Source organism: Mycoplasmopsis ciconiae (assembly GCF_036350065.1).
In the GTDB taxonomy this organism is placed as follows: domain Bacteria; phylum Bacillota_I; class Bacilli_A; order Mycoplasmatales; family Metamycoplasmataceae; genus Mycoplasmopsis; species Mycoplasmopsis ciconiae.
Window position 1 is genome coordinate 1 of the sequence record NZ_JAZDWZ010000004.1, and the last position, 23,870, is coordinate 23,870.

Annotated in this window: 15 protein-coding genes and 1 rRNA gene; 12 read left to right on the forward strand and 4 right to left on the reverse strand. The window is 27.1% G+C overall.

What is annotated here, in order from left to right; translation table 4 throughout:
* A 16S ribosomal RNA gene (locus tag V2E24_RS01405) occupies positions 1-130 on the reverse strand; the annotation flags it as partial.
* A gap of 398 nt (positions 131-528) precedes the next feature.
* On the opposite strand from V2E24_RS01405, the gene V2E24_RS01410 reads away from it, so the two are divergent.
* The gene (locus V2E24_RS01410) at positions 529-2,622 is read left to right on the forward strand and encodes an N-6 DNA methylase (protein WP_330500647.1); all 2,094 of its coding nucleotides are present in this window, start codon (positions 529-531) and stop codon (positions 2,620-2,622) included.
* 44 nt (positions 2,623-2,666) lie between these two features.
* On the opposite strand, the gene V2E24_RS01415 is transcribed toward V2E24_RS01410, so the two are convergent.
* Positions 2,667-5,678 carry an MnuA family membrane nuclease gene (locus tag V2E24_RS01415; RefSeq protein WP_330500648.1) on the reverse strand — a complete coding sequence of 1,004 codons (3,012 nt, stop codon included), beginning with the start codon at positions 5,676-5,678 and terminating at the stop codon, positions 2,667-2,669.
* Between the two features lie 183 nt (positions 5,679-5,861).
* Here V2E24_RS01415 and V2E24_RS01420 point away from each other — a divergent pair, with 183 nt between their 5' ends.
* The 3 genes from V2E24_RS01420 to V2E24_RS01430 all read left to right on the forward strand — a co-directional run bounded on the left by V2E24_RS01420 (position 5,862) and on the right by V2E24_RS01430 (position 13,459).
* Positions 5,862-8,486 (forward strand): type I restriction-modification system subunit M, encoded by a 2,625-nt coding sequence (locus V2E24_RS01420; protein WP_330500649.1) that lies wholly within the window; start codon positions 5,862-5,864, stop codon positions 8,484-8,486.
* A gap of 73 nt (positions 8,487-8,559) precedes the next feature.
* A complete protein-coding gene (locus V2E24_RS01425) occupies positions 8,560-11,721 on the forward strand; it encodes a type I restriction endonuclease subunit R (RefSeq protein WP_330500650.1) in 3,162 nt (1,053 codons plus the stop codon).
* 121 nt (positions 11,722-11,842) lie between these two features.
* Positions 11,843-13,459 (forward strand): ABC-F family ATP-binding cassette domain-containing protein, encoded by a 1,617-nt coding sequence (locus tag V2E24_RS01430; RefSeq protein WP_330500651.1) that lies wholly within the window; start codon positions 11,843-11,845, stop codon positions 13,457-13,459.
* Positions 13,460-13,508: 49 nt separating this feature from the next.
* Here V2E24_RS01430 and V2E24_RS01435 read toward each other — a convergent pair whose 3' ends face one another.
* Entirely contained in the window at positions 13,509-14,930 is a 1,422-nt protein-coding gene (locus V2E24_RS01435; RefSeq protein ID WP_330500652.1) for an MFS transporter, read from the reverse strand.
* 115 nt (positions 14,931-15,045) lie between these two features.
* On the opposite strand from V2E24_RS01435, the gene V2E24_RS01440 reads away from it, so the two are divergent.
* The 4 genes from V2E24_RS01440 to V2E24_RS01455 are packed head-to-tail and all read left to right on the forward strand — an operon-like array spanning position 15,046 to position 18,558.
* A complete protein-coding gene (locus V2E24_RS01440) occupies positions 15,046-15,858 on the forward strand; it encodes an alpha/beta fold hydrolase (protein WP_330500653.1) in 813 nt (270 codons plus the stop codon).
* Positions 15,848-16,318 (forward strand): MraY family glycosyltransferase, encoded by a 471-nt coding sequence (locus V2E24_RS01445; protein WP_330500654.1) that lies wholly within the window; start codon positions 15,848-15,850, stop codon positions 16,316-16,318. The genes V2E24_RS01440 and V2E24_RS01445 overlap by 11 nt, the downstream gene beginning before the upstream one ends.
* Position 16,319: 1 nt before the next feature.
* Positions 16,320-17,849 carry an MFS transporter gene (locus V2E24_RS01450; RefSeq protein ID WP_330500655.1) on the forward strand — a complete coding sequence of 510 codons (1,530 nt, stop codon included), beginning with the start codon at positions 16,320-16,322 and terminating at the stop codon, positions 17,847-17,849.
* Complete coding sequence (locus V2E24_RS01455) at positions 17,842-18,558, forward strand: glycerophosphodiester phosphodiesterase family protein (protein ID WP_330500656.1); 717 nt, start codon at positions 17,842-17,844, stop codon at positions 18,556-18,558. Before V2E24_RS01450 ends, V2E24_RS01455 begins: the two co-directional genes overlap by 8 nt.
* A gap of 40 nt (positions 18,559-18,598) precedes the next feature.
* Here V2E24_RS01455 and V2E24_RS01460 read toward each other — a convergent pair whose 3' ends face one another.
* On the reverse strand, positions 18,599-20,500 hold the full coding sequence (locus V2E24_RS01460; RefSeq protein ID WP_330500657.1) for a M13 family metallopeptidase: 1,902 nt from the start codon (positions 20,498-20,500) through the stop codon (positions 18,599-18,601).
* A gap of 63 nt (positions 20,501-20,563) precedes the next feature.
* Here V2E24_RS01460 and V2E24_RS01465 point away from each other — a divergent pair, with 63 nt between their 5' ends.
* The 4 genes from V2E24_RS01465 (at position 20,564) to rsmG (ending at position 23,869) form a co-directional block, all read left to right on the forward strand.
* Entirely contained in the window at positions 20,564-21,391 is an 828-nt protein-coding gene (locus V2E24_RS01465) for a TatD family hydrolase (RefSeq protein WP_330500658.1), read from the forward strand.
* Positions 21,391-22,158, forward strand: a complete 768-nt coding sequence (gene rsmA, locus V2E24_RS01470; protein ID WP_330500659.1) for a 16S rRNA (adenine(1518)-N(6)/adenine(1519)-N(6))-dimethyltransferase RsmA — start codon at positions 21,391-21,393, stop codon at positions 22,156-22,158. Before V2E24_RS01465 ends, rsmA begins: the two co-directional genes overlap by 1 nt.
* Positions 22,159-22,224: 66 nt before the next feature.
* Positions 22,225-23,196: a ribose-phosphate pyrophosphokinase gene (locus V2E24_RS01475; RefSeq protein WP_330500660.1), complete on the forward strand. Its 972-nt coding sequence runs from the start codon at positions 22,225-22,227 to the stop codon at positions 23,194-23,196.
* Positions 23,189-23,869 (forward strand): 16S rRNA (guanine(527)-N(7))-methyltransferase RsmG, encoded by a 681-nt coding sequence (gene rsmG, locus V2E24_RS01480; protein WP_330500661.1) that lies wholly within the window; start codon positions 23,189-23,191, stop codon positions 23,867-23,869. Before V2E24_RS01475 ends, rsmG begins: the two co-directional genes overlap by 8 nt.
* Position 23,870 lies beyond the last annotated feature (1 nt).

Genomic DNA, 23,870 nt, shown 5'->3' on the forward strand with positions numbered 1-23,870 from the left:
AGTCTAAAAGGTACGTTAAGTACGTGTTACTCACCCATTCGCCGCTAAGTTCCGAAGAACTCCGCTCGACATGCATGTATTAGGCACACAGCCAGCGTTCATCCTGAGCCAGGATCAAACTCTCGAAAAAATTGACTGTCATGTTTTGTATATCTAGTTTTCAAAGAACATAATGCTGTCATTATTTGCAGCTAAATTATTTTAGCACATTTTAAAAGAATTTCAAATAATTATTTTAATTTTTTTGCTATTTTATAAAGATACCTTAATTTAAAATGCTTCTTGATAAATGTGTAAAAAAATTATAGCAAAAAAATAAAAACACCAAATGAAAAAAATAAGAAACTTTGTGAGTTTGTTTCGTTCCGGAGTGTTGCTTGCTTTTAATAATAATTTCCGCTTATTAAAAATAATTTAAATTTCTGGCATTGTTTATAAAGAAATTAAAACATATGCTTACAAATTAATAAAAATTAAAAAGTATAATTTTAGTATGGTTTATATATTTATATTAATATAGGAGTATAAATGAATAAAAGTCAGTTAATATATGTAATTTCTAAACATTCACTAGAGTTTAGAAAAATTCTAAACAAAGAAGAGATAGGCGAACTTATTTTTGGTTTGATATTTTTAAAATATATTAGTGATAAGTTAGAAAACTATATTCCTGAGAAATATAAAAAAATATACAAAATAACGAAATTTAATATTGACCAAGAGCAAGAAGATGAATTTAATAATCAACAGGTAAAAACAAATATTCAAAACTTCAAAAATAAAGTTATTGAAAAAAGTGGATATTTTTTAAGTTCTAATAATCTTTTTAGCACACTTGTTTGTAAAAATAAAAATCTTGAAAACTTAGATGTGTTGCTGGTTATAAAAGAATTTAATCAAAATATTAGTCCGAACAAAAAATTTGTATACGCTAATATTTTTGACAAGTTAGATTTTGTTATTAAAAAAATTATTAATGTTGATGGATTTGAATCTAATTCGCTTAGTAACTTAATTCAAGTGATTAATAAAGTTAAGTTTGAAAAAACTGATCCATGTGATTTTGCTAAATTTGCTTGCTTATATTTATTTGATTTTTTAAAATTAGACCAAAACAAAATAAATTTAGGTTTATTGAATGCGCAATATCAAATAAGCGTGCTTATTAGTAAATTTATGCCGTTACTATTTAAGCAAGAAAATCAAAAAATCAAAGTTTGAGAAATTTTTCCAAATGCTGCTGAGCTTTCGCTTTTGTGTAATCAGGAACTTAAAAACAATGTTGAAGCAATAAATATAAATCACTTTATTAGTCCTGATGCTCAATGTAGTTTAAATATCTGCAAAATGCTTTTGATTATAAGTGGAATATATACTAACAACATTCATCAATTAGACAGTGAACATTTATTTAGTTGTGTTGTCTCACCAGATAAATTTAATATCGTAGTAAATAATAATTTTTTATGGATCAAACAACTTAATGATTCAATGCAAAATTACTCAAGCGCGGATGTTTTGGATAAATATTATGAGTTATTGAAAAATATAATTGAAAACTTAGATCAAGATGGTTATGCTTTTTTAGTAATACCAAATAATATTTTGGAAGATAAGTCATTTATATCTCAAAGCGCTAAATTTTTAATTGATAATAATTATCTAGAGGCTGTAATATCTTTAAGTGACAATATATTTGAAATTTCTTCTATACAAAATGCTCTTTTGATCTTAAACAAAAACAAACAAGAACAAAGAGTGATGTTTATTGACGCGTCCAAATATTTTATAAATCAATACGATAAAATACAATTAGGTCCTCATGATATTAAAAAAATAGTGCACACATATCAAAACAAAATCTTCGAAGAATATTTTTCAAATATTGTTCATATAAATACTATTCAATCAAATGATTACAACTTAAATCCTAATTTATATGTTTCTCAAGAAAGTTTAAATCCAACAAAAGAAATTTATAAACTTCTTAAACAATCTTTGCCGCAGCATGAATTTGAATGACATATGCAATTATTTGAAAATGTTCCTTTTATAAAACCTCAAGTTTATGCTTCATTAGACAAAAATATTGATCGCTTATTTAATGAAGATTTTTATGAATCGCTATTAACGCCTGAACAAATCAAAAATTTTATTGATAAATTTAATAAAAACAAAGGTTTTTTAAATTTTAAACTCGACCAAGAAATAAATGCACTTTTAAACGCAAAAGTTAAAAAATTAAAACTTAAGCTTGGCGACCAAAAAATAAATACCTCACGATCTTATTTTGAAGATTATGCAAGAATAAATAAAGAAATGTCGATTTTATTAGCTCACTCAAGAAAAAACCAAGAACCTATTAAAGATTATCAACCTAAGTTTTTACCTTTTGAATTAGCAAAAGATCCTGAATTTAGAAAATATATTGATCAAATTCCTGAACTTAAAGAAAAGATGAAAAATTATGATCAAGTAGAAAAAGATTTTCTTGCTAGTTACGATCCTAAAACTTTAAGAGGTTTTACTTTTGATTTTGAAACTAATTTTTTAAAAGTCGACGAAGATAAATTGCAAAAATGACTAAAAGAGCTTAAAGAATTAGAAACCAACAAAAAATAGCTATCAATCGCACAAAAAACACATCCACTAATGGATGCGTTTTTTTAGTATTTAACATCAACAAAAACTGGTGCGTGGTCAGAAATATAATTTCTAACTAAATTAATGTCGTTTATTTTTTCTTTGTTTTTAATTAATTCTATAGCTTTTTGCTTATCTAATAATGATTCATAAGCTTTTCAGATATCGTACATAAATGTAAATTTTGAATCAGCTTCGTCTTCTGAAATGATATCTACTTGGTGTTCTTTAAAAATAATTTTGTCATATGGTTGCGAATATTTGTTTAAGCTTTTAGAAAGAGAAGTTGCATGTTTTTGTTGATCGCCAAAAGCTAATGTATAACCGTTACTAATAAGCGGACTAAATATTGAAGAATTACCTTCTTTAATATTTGTATCTCCACCAAATATTAATGTTGAATCACCATCAATATTATCAAAATAATCCATTACTTTTTTTAATTCATAAGCTTCTGAGGATTCAATTTCTCCTGCTGATTGATTAAATACTACATTTTTATCTTTTATTTTTGTGTTTTTACTGATTGTTTTCTCACCACTTTTAGATCCAGGACTATCTAAATGAGCAAAAACTGTTGTTATGGTTTTTGTAGTGTTTTTAATTTTAAAATTAGCCCCGTACGGGTTTCTTTTATAAAAGATTTTTTGATTTGAGACTATATTATTAATACTTTGGTTAAAAGTATCACCAATTTTGTTGTTAGTGAATTTTTGTGGTTCAAATAAAGTAGATTTATAAAGTATACCTATGTGTTCATATGTTTTTTCGCTACTTTTGTGATTGTTAGACTCACTGGTTGGTTGATATAAGTATTCTCATTTACTTTCTGCATCTATTTCATTGAGTTTATTTCTTAAATCAATTACTGCCTGGTAAGAATTAAAATTTATTTCCGTTAAACCAATTAAATCAACATTTATATGTTTAATAATATTTGGAATTGTGTAATATTTAACATCATTTATCCCTGGTTTTAATTCAGATAGATTGAGTACATTTCAGTGACCTATTCTTAAAGTATTATTTGTTTTATTTAATGGCTTTGGCGCAGTTATATTTAATTTTTTTGGGTCTGTTAAATTATTGTTTTCTACAGAATCAACATTTATATTAGCTTTGTTTGGATTTTCATTGTTTTGTTGATCAAATTCTTCATTTTGGGCGCTCTCAAGCAAAATCTCTTTTACATCATCTTCAAGTGTTTCTTCATTATCTTCCAAAGTATTTGGACTAATAACATATTCAAATTGCTCGCTTTTTTTAGCTCTTCTAGTTGATTCATCTTCTAAATCATATATGGCATATCTTAAAACTAAATCATTATTTTTTAATTCTGCCTCAAAATAAAAACCGCCTTTTCTAGCGTATCCGCTAATAGGATAAGCACCAAAATTCTCTTTAATTTTTGCAAAATCAATTTTTTTGGAAATTCTTTTGTTAAAAGCAAAACCACTTAAAAAATAGTTACTTTTTTCAATATAAAAAGAATTTTGTTCATCAGAATAAAATATTCTGACTTTTTTGTTTGAAGAGTTTTGAGCCTGTTTTTTAAGGTTAAAAAATTCTTCTTGAGTTAATCTTAAGTCAAATAATTTATTTTTTTGTGCCAATCAAACTAAACGATCAAATTTAGAGTAAATTCTTTCAAAAGGCACATAATCAGGATCAATAATTTTTTCGATTTGCTCTTTTTGTTTTTCGCTTAATCTATTTCCTCTTTGGTTTTTTTCTATATTTTCTGTGTTTATAAATTGATTATTATCTTCTGTTCTTTTTTCGGGCTGATTTTCTTTATTTTGATTTTCGATATTTTCAATTTTTATTAATTCTTCTGTTGATTTTTTAGAATTATCTTGGGGATTATTATCTAAATTATCTTCTGCTTTTATCTCTGTTTCACTTATATTTTCGTCATTTTGTACATCTATATTTTTTTCTAAATTTGTTTCGGTATTTTCAGGTATATCAACTGATGAATTATCTTTTGGTAATTGATTGTTGTTTGTTGAAGAATCAGAAATAATAACTTCTTTTTGTGTATCCGAATCTATAGAAGTTTCTTCACTTTTGTCTGATTTTGTGTTTTGTGTGTTATTATCACTTAAGTTTTCTTTTTCTTCATGTTCTTTTATTATTTGAATATTTGTTTCATTATTTTTTGTATTATCTACGATCTCTTCACTAGTTTGAAGATTCTCTTGTTGAGTATTATTAGCTTCTTCAATAGATAAATCGTTTTCTTTTTGAGGATTAATTTCTTCTTTTGTTTGTGTATTAGGCTCTATTTTTGTATCTGGTTGATCTGTTAATTCTTGTTGATTACTATCGTATTTTAGTGTTGATTCTTCTTGTTTTTGAGTTGATTCATCGGTTTGTTTTTCTTTTTGATTATTGTCTTCCTCATTTTCATTATTTTGTACATCTAAATCTTTTTTATCTACTGAATCTTCTAAAGTATTGTTTTCTTCTGTTTGCTTTTGATTATTATTTTCATTTGACTTTTCTTGTTCATAAACTGTATCATTTGGATTATTATCACTTTTATCTTTTTCAGAAGTGTTTGATGATTCATCGTTATTTTTAATAGAAATAGAATCTACAACACTTTTATCGATAGTGCTTTCATTTTGTTCATTTTGTTTAAATTCCTCTGTTTCTTTAGAATCTTTTTTCTCTTTTTTTGTAGTTGAATTAGAATCTAAAGAACTATTTTCTTGAACCGAAATTTCATTAGTGGTTTGTGATTCACGTTCGTTTTCAGTGTTAAAATTTTGTGATTTCTCTTCTGTTTGTAGGGTATTTTCAAGATTATTATCATTCTTAGATTTGGCGTTTTGTGTTTGTGAATTTGAATCATTTTTTTGTTCGACCAAAACGTCACTATGACTGTTTTTATTTTCTTGATCAGTGTTAATATCGCTATCTTTTTTATACTCGTTTTTTGTTTGGGCGCAACCACTTATAAAAACCGATGTAGCGCACAACAATAACATAGATTTAATTAATAAAATTATTTTTTTAGAGCTCTTCATATATTAATTTTATTAACCTTAATTACTTATTCTAGAAATTTCCACATTTTGCAGTATTTGCGGAAAATTGGAAAAAATAGTTGGTCAATTTTAATTTCGTTAAACGATAGTCAATTTGCCTCTTTTTTAATGATTTATAACTTCTATTAAAGTATAATAATATTAATTTATTAAGGAGCATAAATGAATAAACAACAATTAGCTAGCAAAATTTGAACAGCCGCCAATAACCTACGTAAATATATTGAGGCTGATGAATACAAAGACTTTATTTTAGGTTTTATTTTTTATAAATTTTTGTCCGAAAAAGTTGAAAAGTTGTTTTCAGATGAAGATATAGAATTTTACAAAAATGTAGAAGATAAAAACTTTCCTGATTCCATTAAAGAATCCAGCAAATGAAATGAATTAAGCACTAAAGATAAAGAAGATTATGAGTTTATTTCTTCTGTTAGAGGTGAATTGGGATATTTTATCAGCTATCAAAATTTATTTTCTACATGAATATCTAAAGGTCAAACATTCAACATAAGTGATGTTAGGGTTGCTCTTTCAGCTTTTAACCGTAATATAAGCAAACACAAAAAGTTATTTGAAAATATTTTTGACACTTTAGAAAACTCATTATCAAATTTAGGTAAAACTGATGCAGATCAAAGTCGTGAAGCTTTATCAATTATTCAATTGATCAACGAAATACCAATGCAAAAAGTTCAAGATTATGACATGTTAGGTTTTATTTATGAATATTTAATTTCTATGTTTGCCGCTAACGCAGGAAAGAAAGCTGGGGAATTCTATACACCTCATGAAGTGTCTGTTTTAATGTCTGAAATTGTTGCTTCACACTTAAAAGATCATAATGAAACTGTTGATATTTACGATCCAACTTCAGGTTCTGGTTCTCTTTTAATAACAATTGGTAAAAGTATGTCTAAATACATAAATCCAGATAAAATTAAATATTTTGCTCAAGAAATTAAAAAGGCTACATATAACTTAACAAGAATGAACTTGATTATGCGTGGTATTTTAATAGATAATATCCACACTAGAAACGATGACACTTTAAGAGAAGATTGACCTGTTTCTAGTGATATTGATAAATCTCCTTTACATGTTGATGCAGTTGTTTCTAACCCTCCATATTCACTTGAGTGAGACAATGTCAACAAAGAAAATGACCCACGTTTTGCCGGTTATGGTGTCGCTCCTAAATCTAAGGCTGATTACGCATTTTTACTTCATGATTTATATCACACTAAGACAAGCGGAATCGTGACAATCGTTTTACCTCACGGAGTTTTATTTAGAGGAAACGAAGAAGGTAAAATTCGTAAACAACTTATCGAAAGTAATAACATTGACGCAATAATCGGATTACCAAATAATATATTTTACGGAACAGGTATTCCAACAATTATTATGGTTTTAAGAAAAAATAAACAAGATGATAAAGTCTTATTTATTGACGCTTCAAAACACTTTATAAAAGAAGCTACAAATAACAAATTACGTGCTAGTGATATTCAAAGAATAGTTGATGTTTTTACTGAAAAAGCAATTATTCCTGGGTTTTCTAATCTAGTAACAAGAGACGAAATTAGAAATAACGAATATAACTTAAATATACCTAGATATGTCGATTCTTCAGATAAAAAAGAAACTAGCGATTTATATTCTTTATTAAATGGTAACGTCCCTAATTCAGAACTTCAAAAATACCAAAATCTTTGAAATCATTTCTCTACCTTAAAGGCTGATTTGTACGAAGAAATTAATTCAAACTATTCTAAACCATTAATTAAAGATAATATTTTTGAAGTTATTTTAAATAATCAACAAATTCAAGATTACATTAATCAATTCAAAAAATCTACCGAAGATTTAGAAGATTTAATTGAAAAACAAATAATTAACAAATTAAAAGATAATATTGATCAAATAGACTTAAATAAAGATAAAAAAGATATTTTAGATAAACTTAAGAATTTACTTAAAGAGCATAATTTAATTGATTATTACGACGCTTTTGAAATATTAGAAAAACACTGAAAAGTGATTTCTACAGATGTTGAAAACATTAAACTTGAAGGCTTTGAATCAATAAAACAAGTGTCTCCAAATTGAATTTACGATTCAAGCAAAAAAATGGAAATCCAAAAAGGTTTTATCGGTAAAGTAATACCTTTTGAGTTGGTTCAAAAATTAAAAATGACTGACTTACTTGATCAGATTAAAAATCTAAATTTACAAATCGAAAATATTGATACTAAAGCCCAAGAGTTTTATGCTGATATAGATGAGGATTCAAAAGAAAAATACACTAGCTTATTTAACGAAGATTTTTCTAAATTAGACTATAAAACAGTTAAGAAAGAAATTAAAAACTTTGAAAAAGTTGCTGAAGAAAACCCAGATTCATTTGAATCAAAAGTTCTTGAAATTTACAAAAACGAAGAAAATAAAAAAGTTTTAAATAAAACCTTAAAAACAATTATTTTTGATTTAGAAAATCAAACAAATAAGCAGTATGATAGCTTAAGTGATTCAGACGCTTTAGAATTGATAAAAGATAAATGAATTACTCCTTTAATCACAGATTTAAACCAATTACCAAACAACGCTTTAGAAAATATTTCAAATGGCTTGGTTAAAATTCAAGAAAAATACGAAGACACTTTATTTAGTATTGATCAACAAATTAGACAAACACAAGATGAATTGATTGACCTTTTACAAGATTTAAATGCAGACGAATATGACAAAAAAGCAATTGATGATTTTATTGAATTATTAAAAAAATAAATTTAAAAATAACTTTTATGGCTTTATTGTAGTCATAAAAGTATTTTTATTTTTAGAGACCTTCGGAGGTTTAATGACTTTTAAAAACGAAAGAGAATTCCAAGATAAACTTATTGAAAAATTAACTCAAAGAGGTTGGGATAAGGAAGTTTTAAATTATCCAACCAAAGAAGATTTAATACAAAACTGGAAAAATATTTTATACAAAAATAATCGTGACATTGATCGTTTAGGCAATTATCCTTTGACAAATACTGAAATGGATCAAATAATCAGAAAAATTAACGAACTTAAAGAACCATGAAAAATTAACCAATTAATTAACGGTAAAACTATTTCTATAAAAAGAGATAATCCAGATGATAAATTACACTATGGTAAAGAGGTGTCGCTAAAAATTTATGATCGTAACGAAATAGCCGGTGGTAAAAGCACATATCAAATAGCTAAAGAACCTAGATTTTACTCAGCTGATGTTGGTAGAGATAAACGCGGGGATTTATTATTATTAATTAACGGTATGCCTCTTATTCATATTGAATTAAAAAAAAGTGGTGTCCCAATTTATAGAGCATATAATCAAATTGAACAATATTATCGCGATGATATTTTTAGTGGCATTTATGGTTTAGTCCAAATTTTTGTCGCAATGACACCTGAAGAAACACTTTATTTTGCTAACCCTGGTAACAAAGAAAAATTTAACAAGAATTTCTATTTTCACTGAGCTGATTCAGATAATAAAATTATGAATAAATGAGACGACATAGCTTCATTATTTTTATCAATTCCAATGGCGCACCAATTAGTTGGTTTTTATACAGTTGCTGATACACACGAAAAAACTCTTAAAGTTTTAAGAAGTTACCAATATTACGCATGCAATGCAATTAGCGATAAAGTTACTAAAATTGACATGGGGAATTTATGAGGAACATCGTCAATAAAAAATAAGGGTGGTGGTTATATTTGACATACAACAGGATCTGGAAAAACTATGACATCTTTTAAGACGGCACAATTAATTTCCAATTCTGGACGAGCTGATAAAGTTGTTTTCTTGACTGATAGAATTGAATTAGGGATCCAATCACTTAATGAATATCGTAGTTTTGCCGGTGATGAAAACGATGTACAAGGAACAGAAAACACTTATGCTTTAATCAACAAATTAAAATCTAAAAATCCAAATGACACATTAATAGTAACATCCATTCAAAAAATGTCAGAAATTAAACTTAGAGAAAATTTAAGTACAAATGAATTCAAAACAATCAATGAAAAAAGAATTGTTTTTATTGTTGATGAATGTCACCGTTCTTCATTTGGTGAAATGATGTTACATATTAAAAATTTATTTACCAAGTCGGTGTTTTTTGGTTTTACTGGAACACCTATTTTTGATGTTAATAATAACAAAGGAGCAACAACGAAAGATATTTTCGGAGAACCGCTACACAAATATTTAATAGCAAATGGAATTATCGATAAAAATGTTTTACCTTTTGATCATTACATGGTAGAAACATTTGATTATAATGATACAAGAAAAAAACTTGCAAATTATTACTCACGTTCATCAAGACCACAAAATGAAATGCCTGGCGAAAGACAACAAAAAACATATAAATATTGAGCTGAACAAGATAATATCATTATCGAAAAAACCATCAAAGATCTTTATGATGACGACCAAAATTTTGGTAAAAATCATAAAGATTGTGTTGTGCAAGATGTTTTGAATGATTGAAACAAAAATAGTTCTTTTAATACATTTCATGCAATTTTTGCTGCCAACAGCATTGATGATGCAATCACATATTATAAACTCTTTAGGGATCATTCTAAACTCGAACCAGATCAACCAAAATTAAGCGTAACTTGTGTCTTTGATTCATCTTTAGCATATGCAGATCCGAAAAAAAATGTTGAAAAAGAAAAAAACATTAACTTAATCTTAAATGATTATAATCAAAAATACGGTACTAAATTTGATTATAAAAGCTGAAACGCTTTTAGAAAAGATGTAGCCGATAGATTAGCACACAAAAATACATATGTTGGTATTGATAACCCTTCAAAGAGTCATCAGCAACTTAATATGGTTATTGTCGTTGATCAAATGCTTACTGGATATGATTCAAAATGAGTAAATACTATTTATTTAGATAAATTAATGGAATATCACACATTAATTCAAGCTTTTAGTAGGACAAACAGAATTTCGCATATATCAAGTAAAAAGCACGGAATAATAAAATACTACAGATATGTTTATAAAATGAAAGAAAACATCGAAAATGCCTTCGAAAAATATGCTTCTGATCAAAAACATAATGTTTTTGTTGATAGCATTGAGAAAAATATTCTTAAAATTAACTTAAAATACAGAGAGATTGAAGATATTTTTGATTCACAAGGTATTAAGGGCTTTTCAGAATTACCTCCAGATTCCGAAACTCAACAAAAAATATTAAGTTGTTTCAAATCATTGACATCTACGATTCAAACAGCAGTTTTACAAGGTTTAAAATTTGGTAACTATAATAAAAATATAAAAATTAAAATGTCGGCTCCAAATCAGTCACTAAAACTAGTTTTTGATGAAATAAAATACGAGACACTTAAATCAAGAGTTAGTGACATAGTCAATATCAAAACTACTGATGAACATGAAAAAGAATATTATGATTTCGAAATTATGAGAACAATACATGAAATAGACACAGGTAGAATTGATGAAGATTATTTAAATAAAATTTTTAAAGATACAATTAATGAAATTAAATCTAATAGTCAATTAATCTCACTTGAAAATAACAAGATTATTGAGGATTTAACTTCCGGTTTTTCTTTTTTAAGTTTTAAAGATCAAGAATTTGCCAAGCTAATTTTGCATGATATTATTAGTGGAAGATTTGAATATGATCCAAACAAAGAATTTAGCGAAATTTTAAATGAATACAAATACAAAAAAACTGAAAATAGAATTTCTAATTTCGCTAATACTTTTGGTTTAGATGAAACTAAACTTAGAAAAATTATCGATAGCTATCCTACAAAAGAAAATATTAATGAATACGGTAAGTTTGATGAAGTGTATAAAACAGCTAACGAAAATTCAATTGTTAACTACTACACAAACAAAGGAATAAAATCATCAGCATTCATGCTTAAAAGAAAATTTATTGAATTGCTTAAAAATTTTATTATTGATCAAGAAACAGAATTTTAAAATGTGCAAAAAGCACATTTTATTTTTTTGTGGGACTTAAATTTTTAAATTTGGTATATTTATTAATAATTATTAATTACTAAAATAATTATTTTAAGATAGATTAAAAATGGAGGTGTGAATGATTGAAGTAAATAATTTATCAAAAGTTTTTAGCGACAAAAAACTTTTTGAAAATGTTAATTTAAAATTCACAGAAGGTAATACATACGGAATTATTGGGGCTAATGGAGCTGGAAAAAGTACATTCTTAAAAATACTTTCAGGTCAAATTGAACAAACTAGCGGAAGTATCAACATCGAAAAAAACAAACGTATTTCTGTTTTGAGTCAAAATCATAATGAGTATGATGAGATTGACGTGACTGAAGTGGTTATAATGGGAAACACTGATTTGTACAAAATCAAGGAACAAAAAGATGCTATCTACGCTAATCCCGAAGCTACTATGGAAGATTACACATTAGCTGGTGAATTAGAGGAAAAATATGGGGAATTAGGTGGTTGAACTGCTGAAAACGATGCTCAAGAATTATTAAGTAACTTAAATATTCCCGCTGACAAGTGACATGTCAAAATGAAAGAATTAACAGCTAACCAAAAAATTAAAGTTCTTTTAGCTAAAGCTTTATTTGGTAATCCGGATATTTTAATCATGGATGAGCCAACTAACCACCTTGACTTAAGAAGTATTAAATGGTTAGAAAATTTTCTAATCGAATATCCTAATGTTGTTATAGTCGTTAGCCACGATAGCGAGTTTTTAGATAGTATTTGTACTCATATAGTTGATATAGATTTTAGCGAAGCTAGAATTTATACAGGAAATTATTCATTCTGAAAACAAAGTAGTGAATTAGCAAAAGAAATGATAAAAGCATCTAACGACAAAAAAGAAGCTCAAATTGAAAAATTAAAAGACTTCATTGCTCGTTTTTCAGCTAACGCTTCTAAATCTAGACAAGCCACATCAAGAAAAAAACTTTTAGATAAAATTACTTTAGATGAAATTAAACCATCAAACCGTAAATATCCATATGTTCGTTGAGATATGAATAGAGATCATGGTAAACAAATTCTTAATGTTGAGAACTTAAGTTACACAAACGAAAAAGGTCAAACATTATTCAAAAACATATCTTTTAGTTTAAACCCTGGTGAAAAAATGGTTATTATCGGAGAAGATGATATTGCTAAAACTAGATTATTACAAATTTTAGCAGGAGAATTACAACCAACTAGCGGAAGTGTCGAATGAGGACAAACTATTAAATTTAGTTACTTCCCTAACGATAATTCTAAATATTTTGAAACTAACGAAACTATTTTGGAATGAATTAGTAAATGACCACTTGAAAATCAAATAAAAGAAAATAAAGATAATAGCGACTCACGTATGCGTGGATTCTTAGGAAGAATGCTTTTCTCTAACGATAGTGTATTTAAAAAAGTTAATGTAACTAGTGGAGGAGAAAAAGCTAGATTAATGTTTTCAAGAATGATGTTACTTGAAAGTAACTTTATTATTTTAGATCAACCTCTTGATCACTTAGATAGCGAAAGCATTGACAGTGTTATCGAAGGAGTTAAATCTTACAAGGGTGGAGCTATCTTCACAACATACAATAGAGCTTTTGTTAACGAGTGTGCCGATGTTATTTTAGAGTTACAAGAACCAGGCAAAAGTTTCTTATTTAGAGGAACATTGCAAGAATACGAAGAAGCTATGGAATACTAATAAAAAATCTAATCCCACTAGGATTAGATTTTTTGTTTTAATTTTTGAATTAAAGTAATTCGTTTTCGGCTTTAATGTGGTGGTCTTTAGTAAATTTAATTTGTCTTGCCTTAAGTACAAAACTAAGTACAGTAGCCGCAATAACAAACACACCCACAATAACAGCATAGAATAAATAAGCACTTTGGAAATTAATTTTGTTAAAAATAACTGTAATAATAACTGTGAAAATAAGTCCCATTAATTGGAAAATAATCATAGTTAAAGCCGCAAAAAATGCATATTTATCGCTTGGTACTGTTCTATATGAATAATCAAAATAAACAGGTAAAAACATACTAAATACAAAGTATTGGATAAATGTAACAATTAAAAATACACTTAACATCACTGCTTTATTTTTGTGCGCTCATGTTATTACCGCTTGATCAAAAATCGCTTTATTATAATCTACACCTTTATCAGACTCTATTTTTCCAAATAAACCTACGTTTGTGCCTAATCCGCCAAAAGCAAAAACAAAGAAAATAGCTAAAGCAATTGTTATTAAAGCATAAATAACTGATGTACTAATTAAAATTTTCTTACCTAATAAGAATATCGCTAAACTTCCAAAACATAAAGCTGCACCAATTACAATTAAATAAATTGAAACTCAAAACTCAACATCAGGTGAGTTTTTGATTTCTAAAAATAGATTAATCATAAATTGTGTGTTTGTTCCAAAACGTGGGACAAAAGTAATAGATGAAAATATAGCTAATAAAACCAAAATTGATAAAGTATAAATAATGGTTTTTGAGTGTTTTTTAATTTGTGGTTTAGATGAAATTTCAACATTATGTTTATAAACAATTAAAGTTGAGTATAAAAACTGGCTAATTATGTAAAAAATACCTAAAATGACACAAATTCATGGGAATGGAACTAAACTTACAAGCCCTAAACTAACAAGAGCAGCTACTAAATAACTTATACTTGTAGCGAAGTTATTAATTCTGTTGTAAATGTTAATATTTTCTTCTTTTTCTGAAATTCTATAAACAATGTTTTTAAGAGCTAAAAATCTAGCTGAATTAAAAATGTTTCAAATAATAATAGCAATATATATAACTATAATAAGGGGAGTAATGGCTCTATCCTTATAATCAATTCCTTCAGTGCTAAAAGCTACAACTGCTACAAAAAATATTAAAATCGCGCTGACGTATTCACTCACAACAATAATAGATTTATTATTTATTTTTTTAATAATTATTGGAGCAACACCAAAAGCTATCAATGTAGGTAAATATCTAGCCGCCTGAACTAATACAGTAAGCCAAACACTACCAGTTGTTTTTAAAGTAAATAATGTAGAAGTTACATTAAAACTCTCAATCGCTGTTTGAGAAATAACCATTGCAACTGCGAATATAATCATATTTCACAAAATTGGTTTTGACTCTTTGAGCGCAAGTAATTTTTTCAAAATCACCCCTTTCTATAGGTTAATTATATTATATAAAAAGTAAATTTCGTAAATATTTCCATATTTCTTTTTATGTTGTTCTTTTTGTGTTATGATTTTCTATATTGGAGGAATGATGATTAAAAAATACGATTATGAAGGTACAACACTAGAAACACTTGAAATGCCTAACGGTTTTGATAAAACCATTTTCTTAATCCACGGTATTACAGCTGATTTTGATAACTTAAAAGATATTACACAAAAATTTAAAGATTCTTTTAATATATATTCAATTAACCTTCCAGCACATGGAAAAAGTGGTATGTCACCGCAACTTATGCATATCAAACAATTTGCTGATATTATCGTTAAATACATACAAGATAAACAGCTTACAAATATATATTTAATAGGTCACTCAATGGGTGGGGTGTTGGCGATGTTAATTAGTCAAAGAATTTATGACAGACTTAATAGAATATTATTAATTTCGCCAGCTAACTTAACAACTTTAGATATAAAAGATAAATTAGAATATGCTTTTTCTAATTCAACATTAATGTCAAAAATAACATTTATTAAATATTCATATCACAAACCATTTAAAGCTTTATTGAATAAAGAATTTAGAGCGAATTCAGCTAAATGAGCAGAAGAACACAAACAATTCTTTCCACAGTACAAAGAATTAGGAAAAGAGTTAATGGACGAATCCCTTTTAAAAGAAGAAGGTCGTTTAATTAAAAAATTTGATAAACCTCTTGGACTTTTATGTGGTAAAAGCGATAACATTATTAACCAGAAAAAAATTTACAGTTATTTCGAAACAGTAAAACCAAACACAGATATCTTAAAAGTTCCTAAATGTGGACATAATCCTTGACGCGAAAATAAAGAACAAACACTTGAAGCTATCGAAAGTTTTTTTAACAACTATGAAAAATAAAAAAAATCGTTTTTTTCTAACAAACGAAGAAATTCAACAAGACATTGATAAGATGAGAGCGCTTGAAAAAAGTGGTCAAATTCAACAAAAAATTATTCCTGATTATTGATGTAAAGGAGAAAACACTACCCTAAATAAAAAATTATTAGTTTTATTCGCGTTTTTAGGGTTTTTAGGATTAGATCGTATCTATTTAAAAAAATATGTTTCATCTGGGGTAAAAATATTTTTTACTCTTGTTGTCCCTATTATTTTTTCAGTTCTTTTGTACTGAGTATCCCAAAAAAATAATTTTTCTGGCGTTAACTCAAAAGAAACTGAATTAAGTTTTTTCTACTTAAAAGTTAACGTAATAATTTTTGCATCAATTTTTTATTTGGTGTTTATAGGTTTTTATGTGACAGACATAGTTATAGCGATCATTAAACCTAGAGATAACGAGTTTAGGTGTGTAATTTAATATGGAAAATGTAACATTAAAACAAAAAATTAAATCATTGGGTTGAAAAAAAATCGCGGCTTTAGTTATTTTGGCTTGTCTGGATTTATTTATTATTGCTCTTCCTTATTATATGAAAAGTGCAATCCCCAATTTTTATCAAAAAATGCATGTGGAAGAATCAGTTTTATTAAACGCAACAGCAATTATAGGTTGGGTTACTCTTTTAACTCAAATACCTGGTGGTTGATTAGCTGATAAATATTCAAACAAAAAATTATTATTAATCGGTGTGGCTTTAACTTTTATAGCTTCATTATGATTTGCTGCCTTAATTATAAGTGGTCACAATTATCAAGCAGAACAAAAATATTTACTTAACTACCAATATTATGCTATTTTCTTTATATGAGGAATAAGCACTACTCCATTTTTCTGAAGTCCTCTTTGAAAATTGGTTTCTCAACAAACTACAAAAGAAGAACAAGGGTTAGCTTATGGTATTCAAGGGGCTTTTGTTGGTCTTATTGGTTTTGTTTTTACAGGTATTATTGGTTTTGTGGTTTTAACATTGCTAGATACTTTTAAAGATAATGTTGTTGTATCAAGTTGAATTACAGGTTCATATATGCTATTGTTTAGTTTCAGCATGTTCATTTTATGATTTGCGTTGTTGTTTTTTGTAAAAGAAAACAAAAGTGACGTTAAGTCAGGAACATCACTAAAAAGTCTTGCTCAAGTTTTAAGTGACTGAAAAATATGAGCTTTAGCTATATTTTTACTTGGAATGTATACTTTTCAAAGTACATTTTCTTATTATTTAAATCAATTACTAGCGGCAACTGTCGCAGAAGCATTATTGATTCCTGCGTCTGTGTTAACTATAATGTTTGCTTTTAGAGTATATGGATTAAGACTACTTGTAGGTGGTTTAATATCTAAAGTTTCAGATAGATTTAAATCATTTATTTTATTATTAATCATTGCTAGCGGAGTGGGTATCATTTTAGTTTTAGTTTTCATGTTTATGCCCGGAATAGTTCAGGCAGGAAATGCAACTTTAGAAAATCCTTTTAATGCTATAGAGTATTATGGATTAGGAAAAGATGCTTCTACACAACGTAAAATTCTATTTTTCTTTTTATTTGTATTAATGAACATAATATTTTTTATGATTATTACTTGTTCTTGAATAATGGTAACACTAAGATACGCTCAACAAGGTGAAATCTATACACCAAAAAATTCATACGGAACTGTAACTGCTGTTTTTTCTTTAATAGGTTTTAGTTCTGATGCGTGATTAAGTCAAATCGGTTCTGTTGTAACAGAATCATATAAAGTTCCTACTTATCACTATATAACAAAGGAAAAAGATTACGGTATCGAAATGGTAACTGATCCATTTGCATATCAAATAATGATCATTATCGGCTGCGCTATAGCTTTAATCGGAATTTTAGCTGCCCTTGCTGTGTACATTTCAAATGTTAGATTTAACAAGAAATATAATATTCAATTCAGTCGTTGAAGAGAGGTTCAAAATGCGTAATCAACTATTTTTAGCGCACAGAGGTTATTGTGGAGTTTCTCCAGAAAATACAGAATTGGCTTTTGATTTAGCTCATCAATTTGGTTTTGATGGTGTTGAATTGGACATTCACTTAACAAAAGATAATCAATTGGTAATTATTCATGACGAAACCACAAAAAGAACTGCAGAAACTAATTTGAAAATTCAAGATTCAACACTTGCTCAATTACGAGAATTAAATTATGCTAAATGTTATAATTCAAGAATTCCTTCACAAAAAATCATGACATTAGAAGAATTTCTAGATAAATATATTAATGTTTTCAAAATGATTAATATAGAAATTAAGACAGACGATATTCATTATCAAGGAATTGAAGAACTTATTCATAAATTAATCCAATCTAAATATAAAAACCATATGAATAAATTAGTTTTTTCATCTTTTAACTTTAAAAGCTTACAAATTATGTATGAATTAGACAATAAATATATTCTAGGATTCTTATACTGAAGACAAAAAGATTTTAATTTGGTTTCAAAAGAAGAAATTTTAAAAATTTGTCAGTTTTTACACCCATCCAAAAAACTTTATAAAAAATATAAAAAAGAATATCAAAAACTAGGACTTAAATTCAACTTATGAACCATCAAAACCAAAAAATCATATGACGAATTTAAAGACGATGAACACGTACACTCTTTAATCAGCAACTATTTATATTAATAAAAAACCACTGTTTTACAGTGGTTTTTGTGTTTTTTTACTATCAAATTTCAACCATGTCTTTTTCGTCTAAAAACATTTTATCGTCTTTGGTTATATTATAAAATTCTTGAAACTCTTTACAATTCATTAAGTGAACGTTGGCTCTTAATTCTACAGGTGCGTGTACGTCTTCTTGAAGCAATCTTTCACCTCTTTCTTGAGTATAGATTCCTCTTCAAATGATTGCTCATTGTTTAAAGAAATCTTCAATATTAAAGTCATTTCTTTTTTTAGCAGCTTCTAAAGCACATTTAAAACCACCAATGTCAGCAATATTTTCTGATACAGTTAAGGTTCCGTTGCATTTTCCATAATCAGTTTCTCTACCGTCAAATAAATCAATTACTGCTTTTGTTCTTTCTTCAAAACGTTTTTTGTCTTCATCACTTCATCAATTATTTAAGTTACCGTTTTCATCAAAGTTTGCACCATTATTATCAAAAGCGTGTGATATTTCATGCGCTATAACAGCCCCAATTCCACCAAAGTTAGCTGAAGAAGAATTTTTAACTGAATACATAGGATCTTGTAAAATACCAGCAGGGAAGACAATAACATTTAACGTTGGGTTAAAATATGCATTAACTACAGCAGGAGACATACTTCATAGCTTTTTATTTTTCTTTTTACCGTATTGACTTAAGTTATATTCATAAATTATGTTTCAAAATTCCAAAATATTTTCTAAAACATCTGAACCTTGTTCATATGTTTTGGTTTTTAATTTTGAATAATATTCCTCTATAACTTCTGGATAACCAATCATAGGTTCAATGCTATTTAGTTTTATAATTGCTTTTTCAATTGTAGGCTGACTTAAAAAATTATTTTTTTGCAATCTTTCTTTGTAAACAGAAATCATTTCAAAAACCATGTTTTCAACGTCTTTTTTAGCTTTTTCACCTAAGTACTCTTTACCATATTCTAATCCTACTACCATATTAAATGGTCCAGAAGCTTCGTTAAATGTGTATTTTTCTAAATTTTGCGCTTCTTTAACACCATTATAGAAACGAGAAAATTCACCCGAAATAACTCTTAACTCATCACTTAAGTGTGCTGAATATGTAAATAAACTTCTAATGTAAGCCATTGCTTTGAATTTTTCAAAATTTTCGTCGCTAAAAATATTGTCAAAATGATCTAAAATTCTTTTATTTTCACAAATTAAATAATCAACTTTTTCATCTATAAATTGGCTTATTATGTTTTCTACATCGAAGTTTTTAACATTGTTTTGAATGTGTTCTAAAGTGTGAACATTATAAAAATTAAGAATGTTTGCTTTTTCTTCTGCTGAATAAGCACTTTCGATTAAAAGTTTATCAAACTCAATTGCCTTTTGAATCAATACTTCTATCTCTTGAGAACTTTTGTTTGTGAATGATAATAGCTTTTTAGCCACTTCACTTCATTTATCTAAATACTTTTGTAATTTTTCTTCGTCTGAGTATATATCTTTGTTCATTAATAATGAAGGTGTTGAAAATCATAACACTTGTTTGTTTGAGTCTTTTAAGTCTGAATATACACTAATCTCAAAAGGCATAAGTGCAGAAATTTTTCTTATTTCTTTATATTTTTTGTTTAAATCAGCAAAACTTTCTAAATTATCGATTTTTTCTAAAAATTTTAATGCCGGTTTAATTGATAACTCGTTTCTTTTTTCTCAGTCGTTGCACATTTTATAGAACTTGACAAACTCTTGCAATTCAGCTGATTTGACTTGTTTGGTTCCATTTGCTCAATCTTTAGTTAATTGAATTAATATTTTTTCTAAATCTAAATCTAATTCTACAAACGCACCTATCCCTGATCTATCACTTGGGATTTTAGCGTTTTTCATTCATTCTTCGTTTATGTGTTTATAAAAATTATCTTTTAATGAATACTTTTGCATGGTTCTCCTTTTCAATAAACTTATTATATTGATTTTAATTCTTTTTTATATAATAAAAAAGATATGTCAAAGAAAAATACAAAATTTATTGATGCTCATGCACATGTTACATCTAAATATTATTCATACGATGCTATGTATCATATCTTTACACAAATGTTAGAAAATGATATCGAATTCTTAATCTTAAATGGTGGACATCGACAAGAAAATAAAGAAATTATCGAACTTAAAAAAATGTTAAAAAATACCGATAACCCTTTAAACAAAGATCTTTCAAAATTAATTCAACCTTGTATTGGTATTCATCCTGAAGATTCTCAAGGGGCTGATGATTATTTACTAATAAAAGATTTAATTAATGATGATATTGTCGGAATCGGTGAAATTGGTCTTGATTATTACTACGCTGACGCGCTTTCTAGAGAAGAACAGATAGCTAGTTTTGAAAACCAAGTTAAATTGGCTAAAGAATTGAATTTACCTGTTGTGGTTCATATTAGAGATAAGGAAAATACTTGATTAGCTTATGAAGATGCTTTTGAAATACTAAAAAAATATAAAGTAAAACATATGTTGCATACTTTCGCTGGAAACACACAGATAGCTAAAAAGTTTTTAGAAATTGATTCGTACTTTAGCTTTAGTGGTGTTATAACATTTGGTTCTTCTCAACAAACAAGAGAAGTTGTTAAAATGATTCCGCTTGAAAGAATTTTAACAGAAACTGATTCGCCTTATTTAAGGCCACATCCATTCAAAAATGAAATTAACGAACCTAATAAAGTTATGTTTACAGCTTATTACATCGCTGGAGTTCTAAATATAGGTATGGATAAATTTGTTGCTAGAGTTAATAAAAACGTAAGGGAGTTGTTTAATATTAAATAATGAAGAAAAATGTTTATGCAAAGAAAAAATTTGGACAAAATTTTTTAACCGACACAAATGTTATTAACAAAATAATACAAATTAGTGATCCTACAAACAAAAATATTTTAGAGATTGGCCCAGGAAGAGGTGCGCTTACAAAAATATTAACGCAACTAGCTAAAAAAGTTGTTTGTTTTGAAATAGATCAAGATATGGTTGATGTTCTTAATAAAGAAATAATTTCGCCAAATCTACAAATCATTCACCAAGATTTTCTAGAGGCTAATATCAACGAATATCAAAATTACTCAATTATCGCAAACATTCCTTACTATATAACTTCAGACATACTTTTTAAAATTTTTGAACACAGAAATCAATTCGATAAAGCTTACTTAATGGTCCAAAAAGAAGTTGCTTTAAGATTAGTTGCACAAGTAAATTCACATGATTATTCTAAATTAACATTAACTACTAATTATGTTTGTACACCTAAAGTTGAATTTATTGTTAAAGCTAATAGCTTTAGTCCTGCTCCTAAAGTTGATTCTGCAATTATTAGCCTAACTTTCAATAAAAATCCAATTAACTATCAACAAATGAGTGAATTTTTTAAATTATGTTTTTTAGCCAGAAGAAAAAAATTATCTTTTTCGCTTAAAACTAAATATTCTCAACAAGCAATTAACGATGCATATCAAAAACTTTCTTTAGATGATAACATCAGAATTCAACAATTATCGCTTGAAAAAGTAGTTGAATTATTTAATCTTTTAAACCTATAAAATAGACTTTTTTTAAAAATAATAAGTTTATAATATTTAATATAAATACTAAAAATAAGGAATGAAATGGATAAAAAGAATGTAATAATTTTTGGTTTAGAAAATTCAAAAGAATTGGCTAATAAAATATCAAGTTTTATTGGTATACCACTTTCTAAAGTAGAAAAAACTATTTATGCAGATGGTGAAGTGATGATGACATCTCAAGAAACAGTTAGAGGTAGAGATGTTTTTATAATAGCAAATACATCTAGACCTGTTAATGATAACTTGATGGAGCTGTTACTTTTTATAGATTCACTTAAAAGAGCCAGCGCAAACTCAATAACTGTATGTTTAAGTTATTATGGATACGCAAGACAAGATCGTAAAGCAAGCGGAAGACAACCTATAGGAGCTAAATTAGTGGCTAATTTACTTCAAGTAGCAGGAGCTACAAAATTAATTTGTGTTGATTTACACAACCCTTCTATTCAAGGTTTTTTTGATATCCCTGTAGATGATTTAAGAGCTCAATACACCTTAGCTAAAGCTATAAAAGAATTAAATATGCCTTTTACAGTTGTTTCACCAGATCATGGTGGAACTGTCAGAGCTAGAAAATTAGCTGAATTAATCGCAGACACAGTAAAAATATCTATTATTGATAAAAGAAGAACAGGTGTTAATCAAACAGAAGTAATGGGATTAATTGGAGAAATTAAAGAGCAAAACGCAGTTATTGTAGACGATATTATTGATACAGGTGGAACAATTCTTAAAGCTGTTGATACATTACATAAAAACGGAGCTAAAAAAATTGTTATTGCTGCTAGCCACGGTTTATTTACTAAAGGATTTGAGCAATTTCAAAATAACCCAAATGTTCACAAAGTAATTATTACTGATTCAGTAGATAATCAGGAATTAGCTAAAAAATACGACAAATTAAAAATCGTTAGCTTGGATGATTTTTTAGGAGGAGTAATTTTGGCTTCATTAAACAATCAAAGTATTTCTGATTTATATAAAAAATTCAAAAAATCATTAAATGAATAACAAAGAATTTACCAAAAACCTTTGCATAAAGAACAATTGGGATTTTCAAGCTTTAGAAAAATACTTTAATTTAGTTAGCGAGCATAATAAATTTATTAATTTAACTGGTTTTAAAGATGATCGTTTGTGAGGTGAAGGTATATTAGAATCACTTATTTTTATGTCACAAATAACTAAAGATTTTGAATCTGCTAGTATTTTAGATATAGGTGCTGGAGCTGGGTTTCCTTCAATTCCTTATGCTATAGTTAATAAAAATTTTAAATTTACTATTTATGAACCAATTCAAAAAAGAGTTAATTTTTTGAATTTAGTAATAGATGAATTAAACTTAAATGATCGTGTATTTGTTTATTGCACCAGAAGCGAAGATGTTCAACAAAAAAATATTTTTGATATTGTCACAGCAAGAACAGTAGCTAGCGTTAGAGCCTTATTAATGAGCTCATTTCATTTGGTTAAAGTTAATGGTTTTATGAGATTAATAAAATCTAAAAATTATCAAGATGAAATAAACGAAGCTACAGATATAATTTCTAAGCTAAAAACAGAAATTAAAACTACTCCAATGCCAAATTATAATTTCGAAAAAGAAAGTTATATTGTTGAATTTAAAAAATTAAGATCTACACCTAAAGAATTTCCATATAAATGAAAAGATATTAAAAAATAAA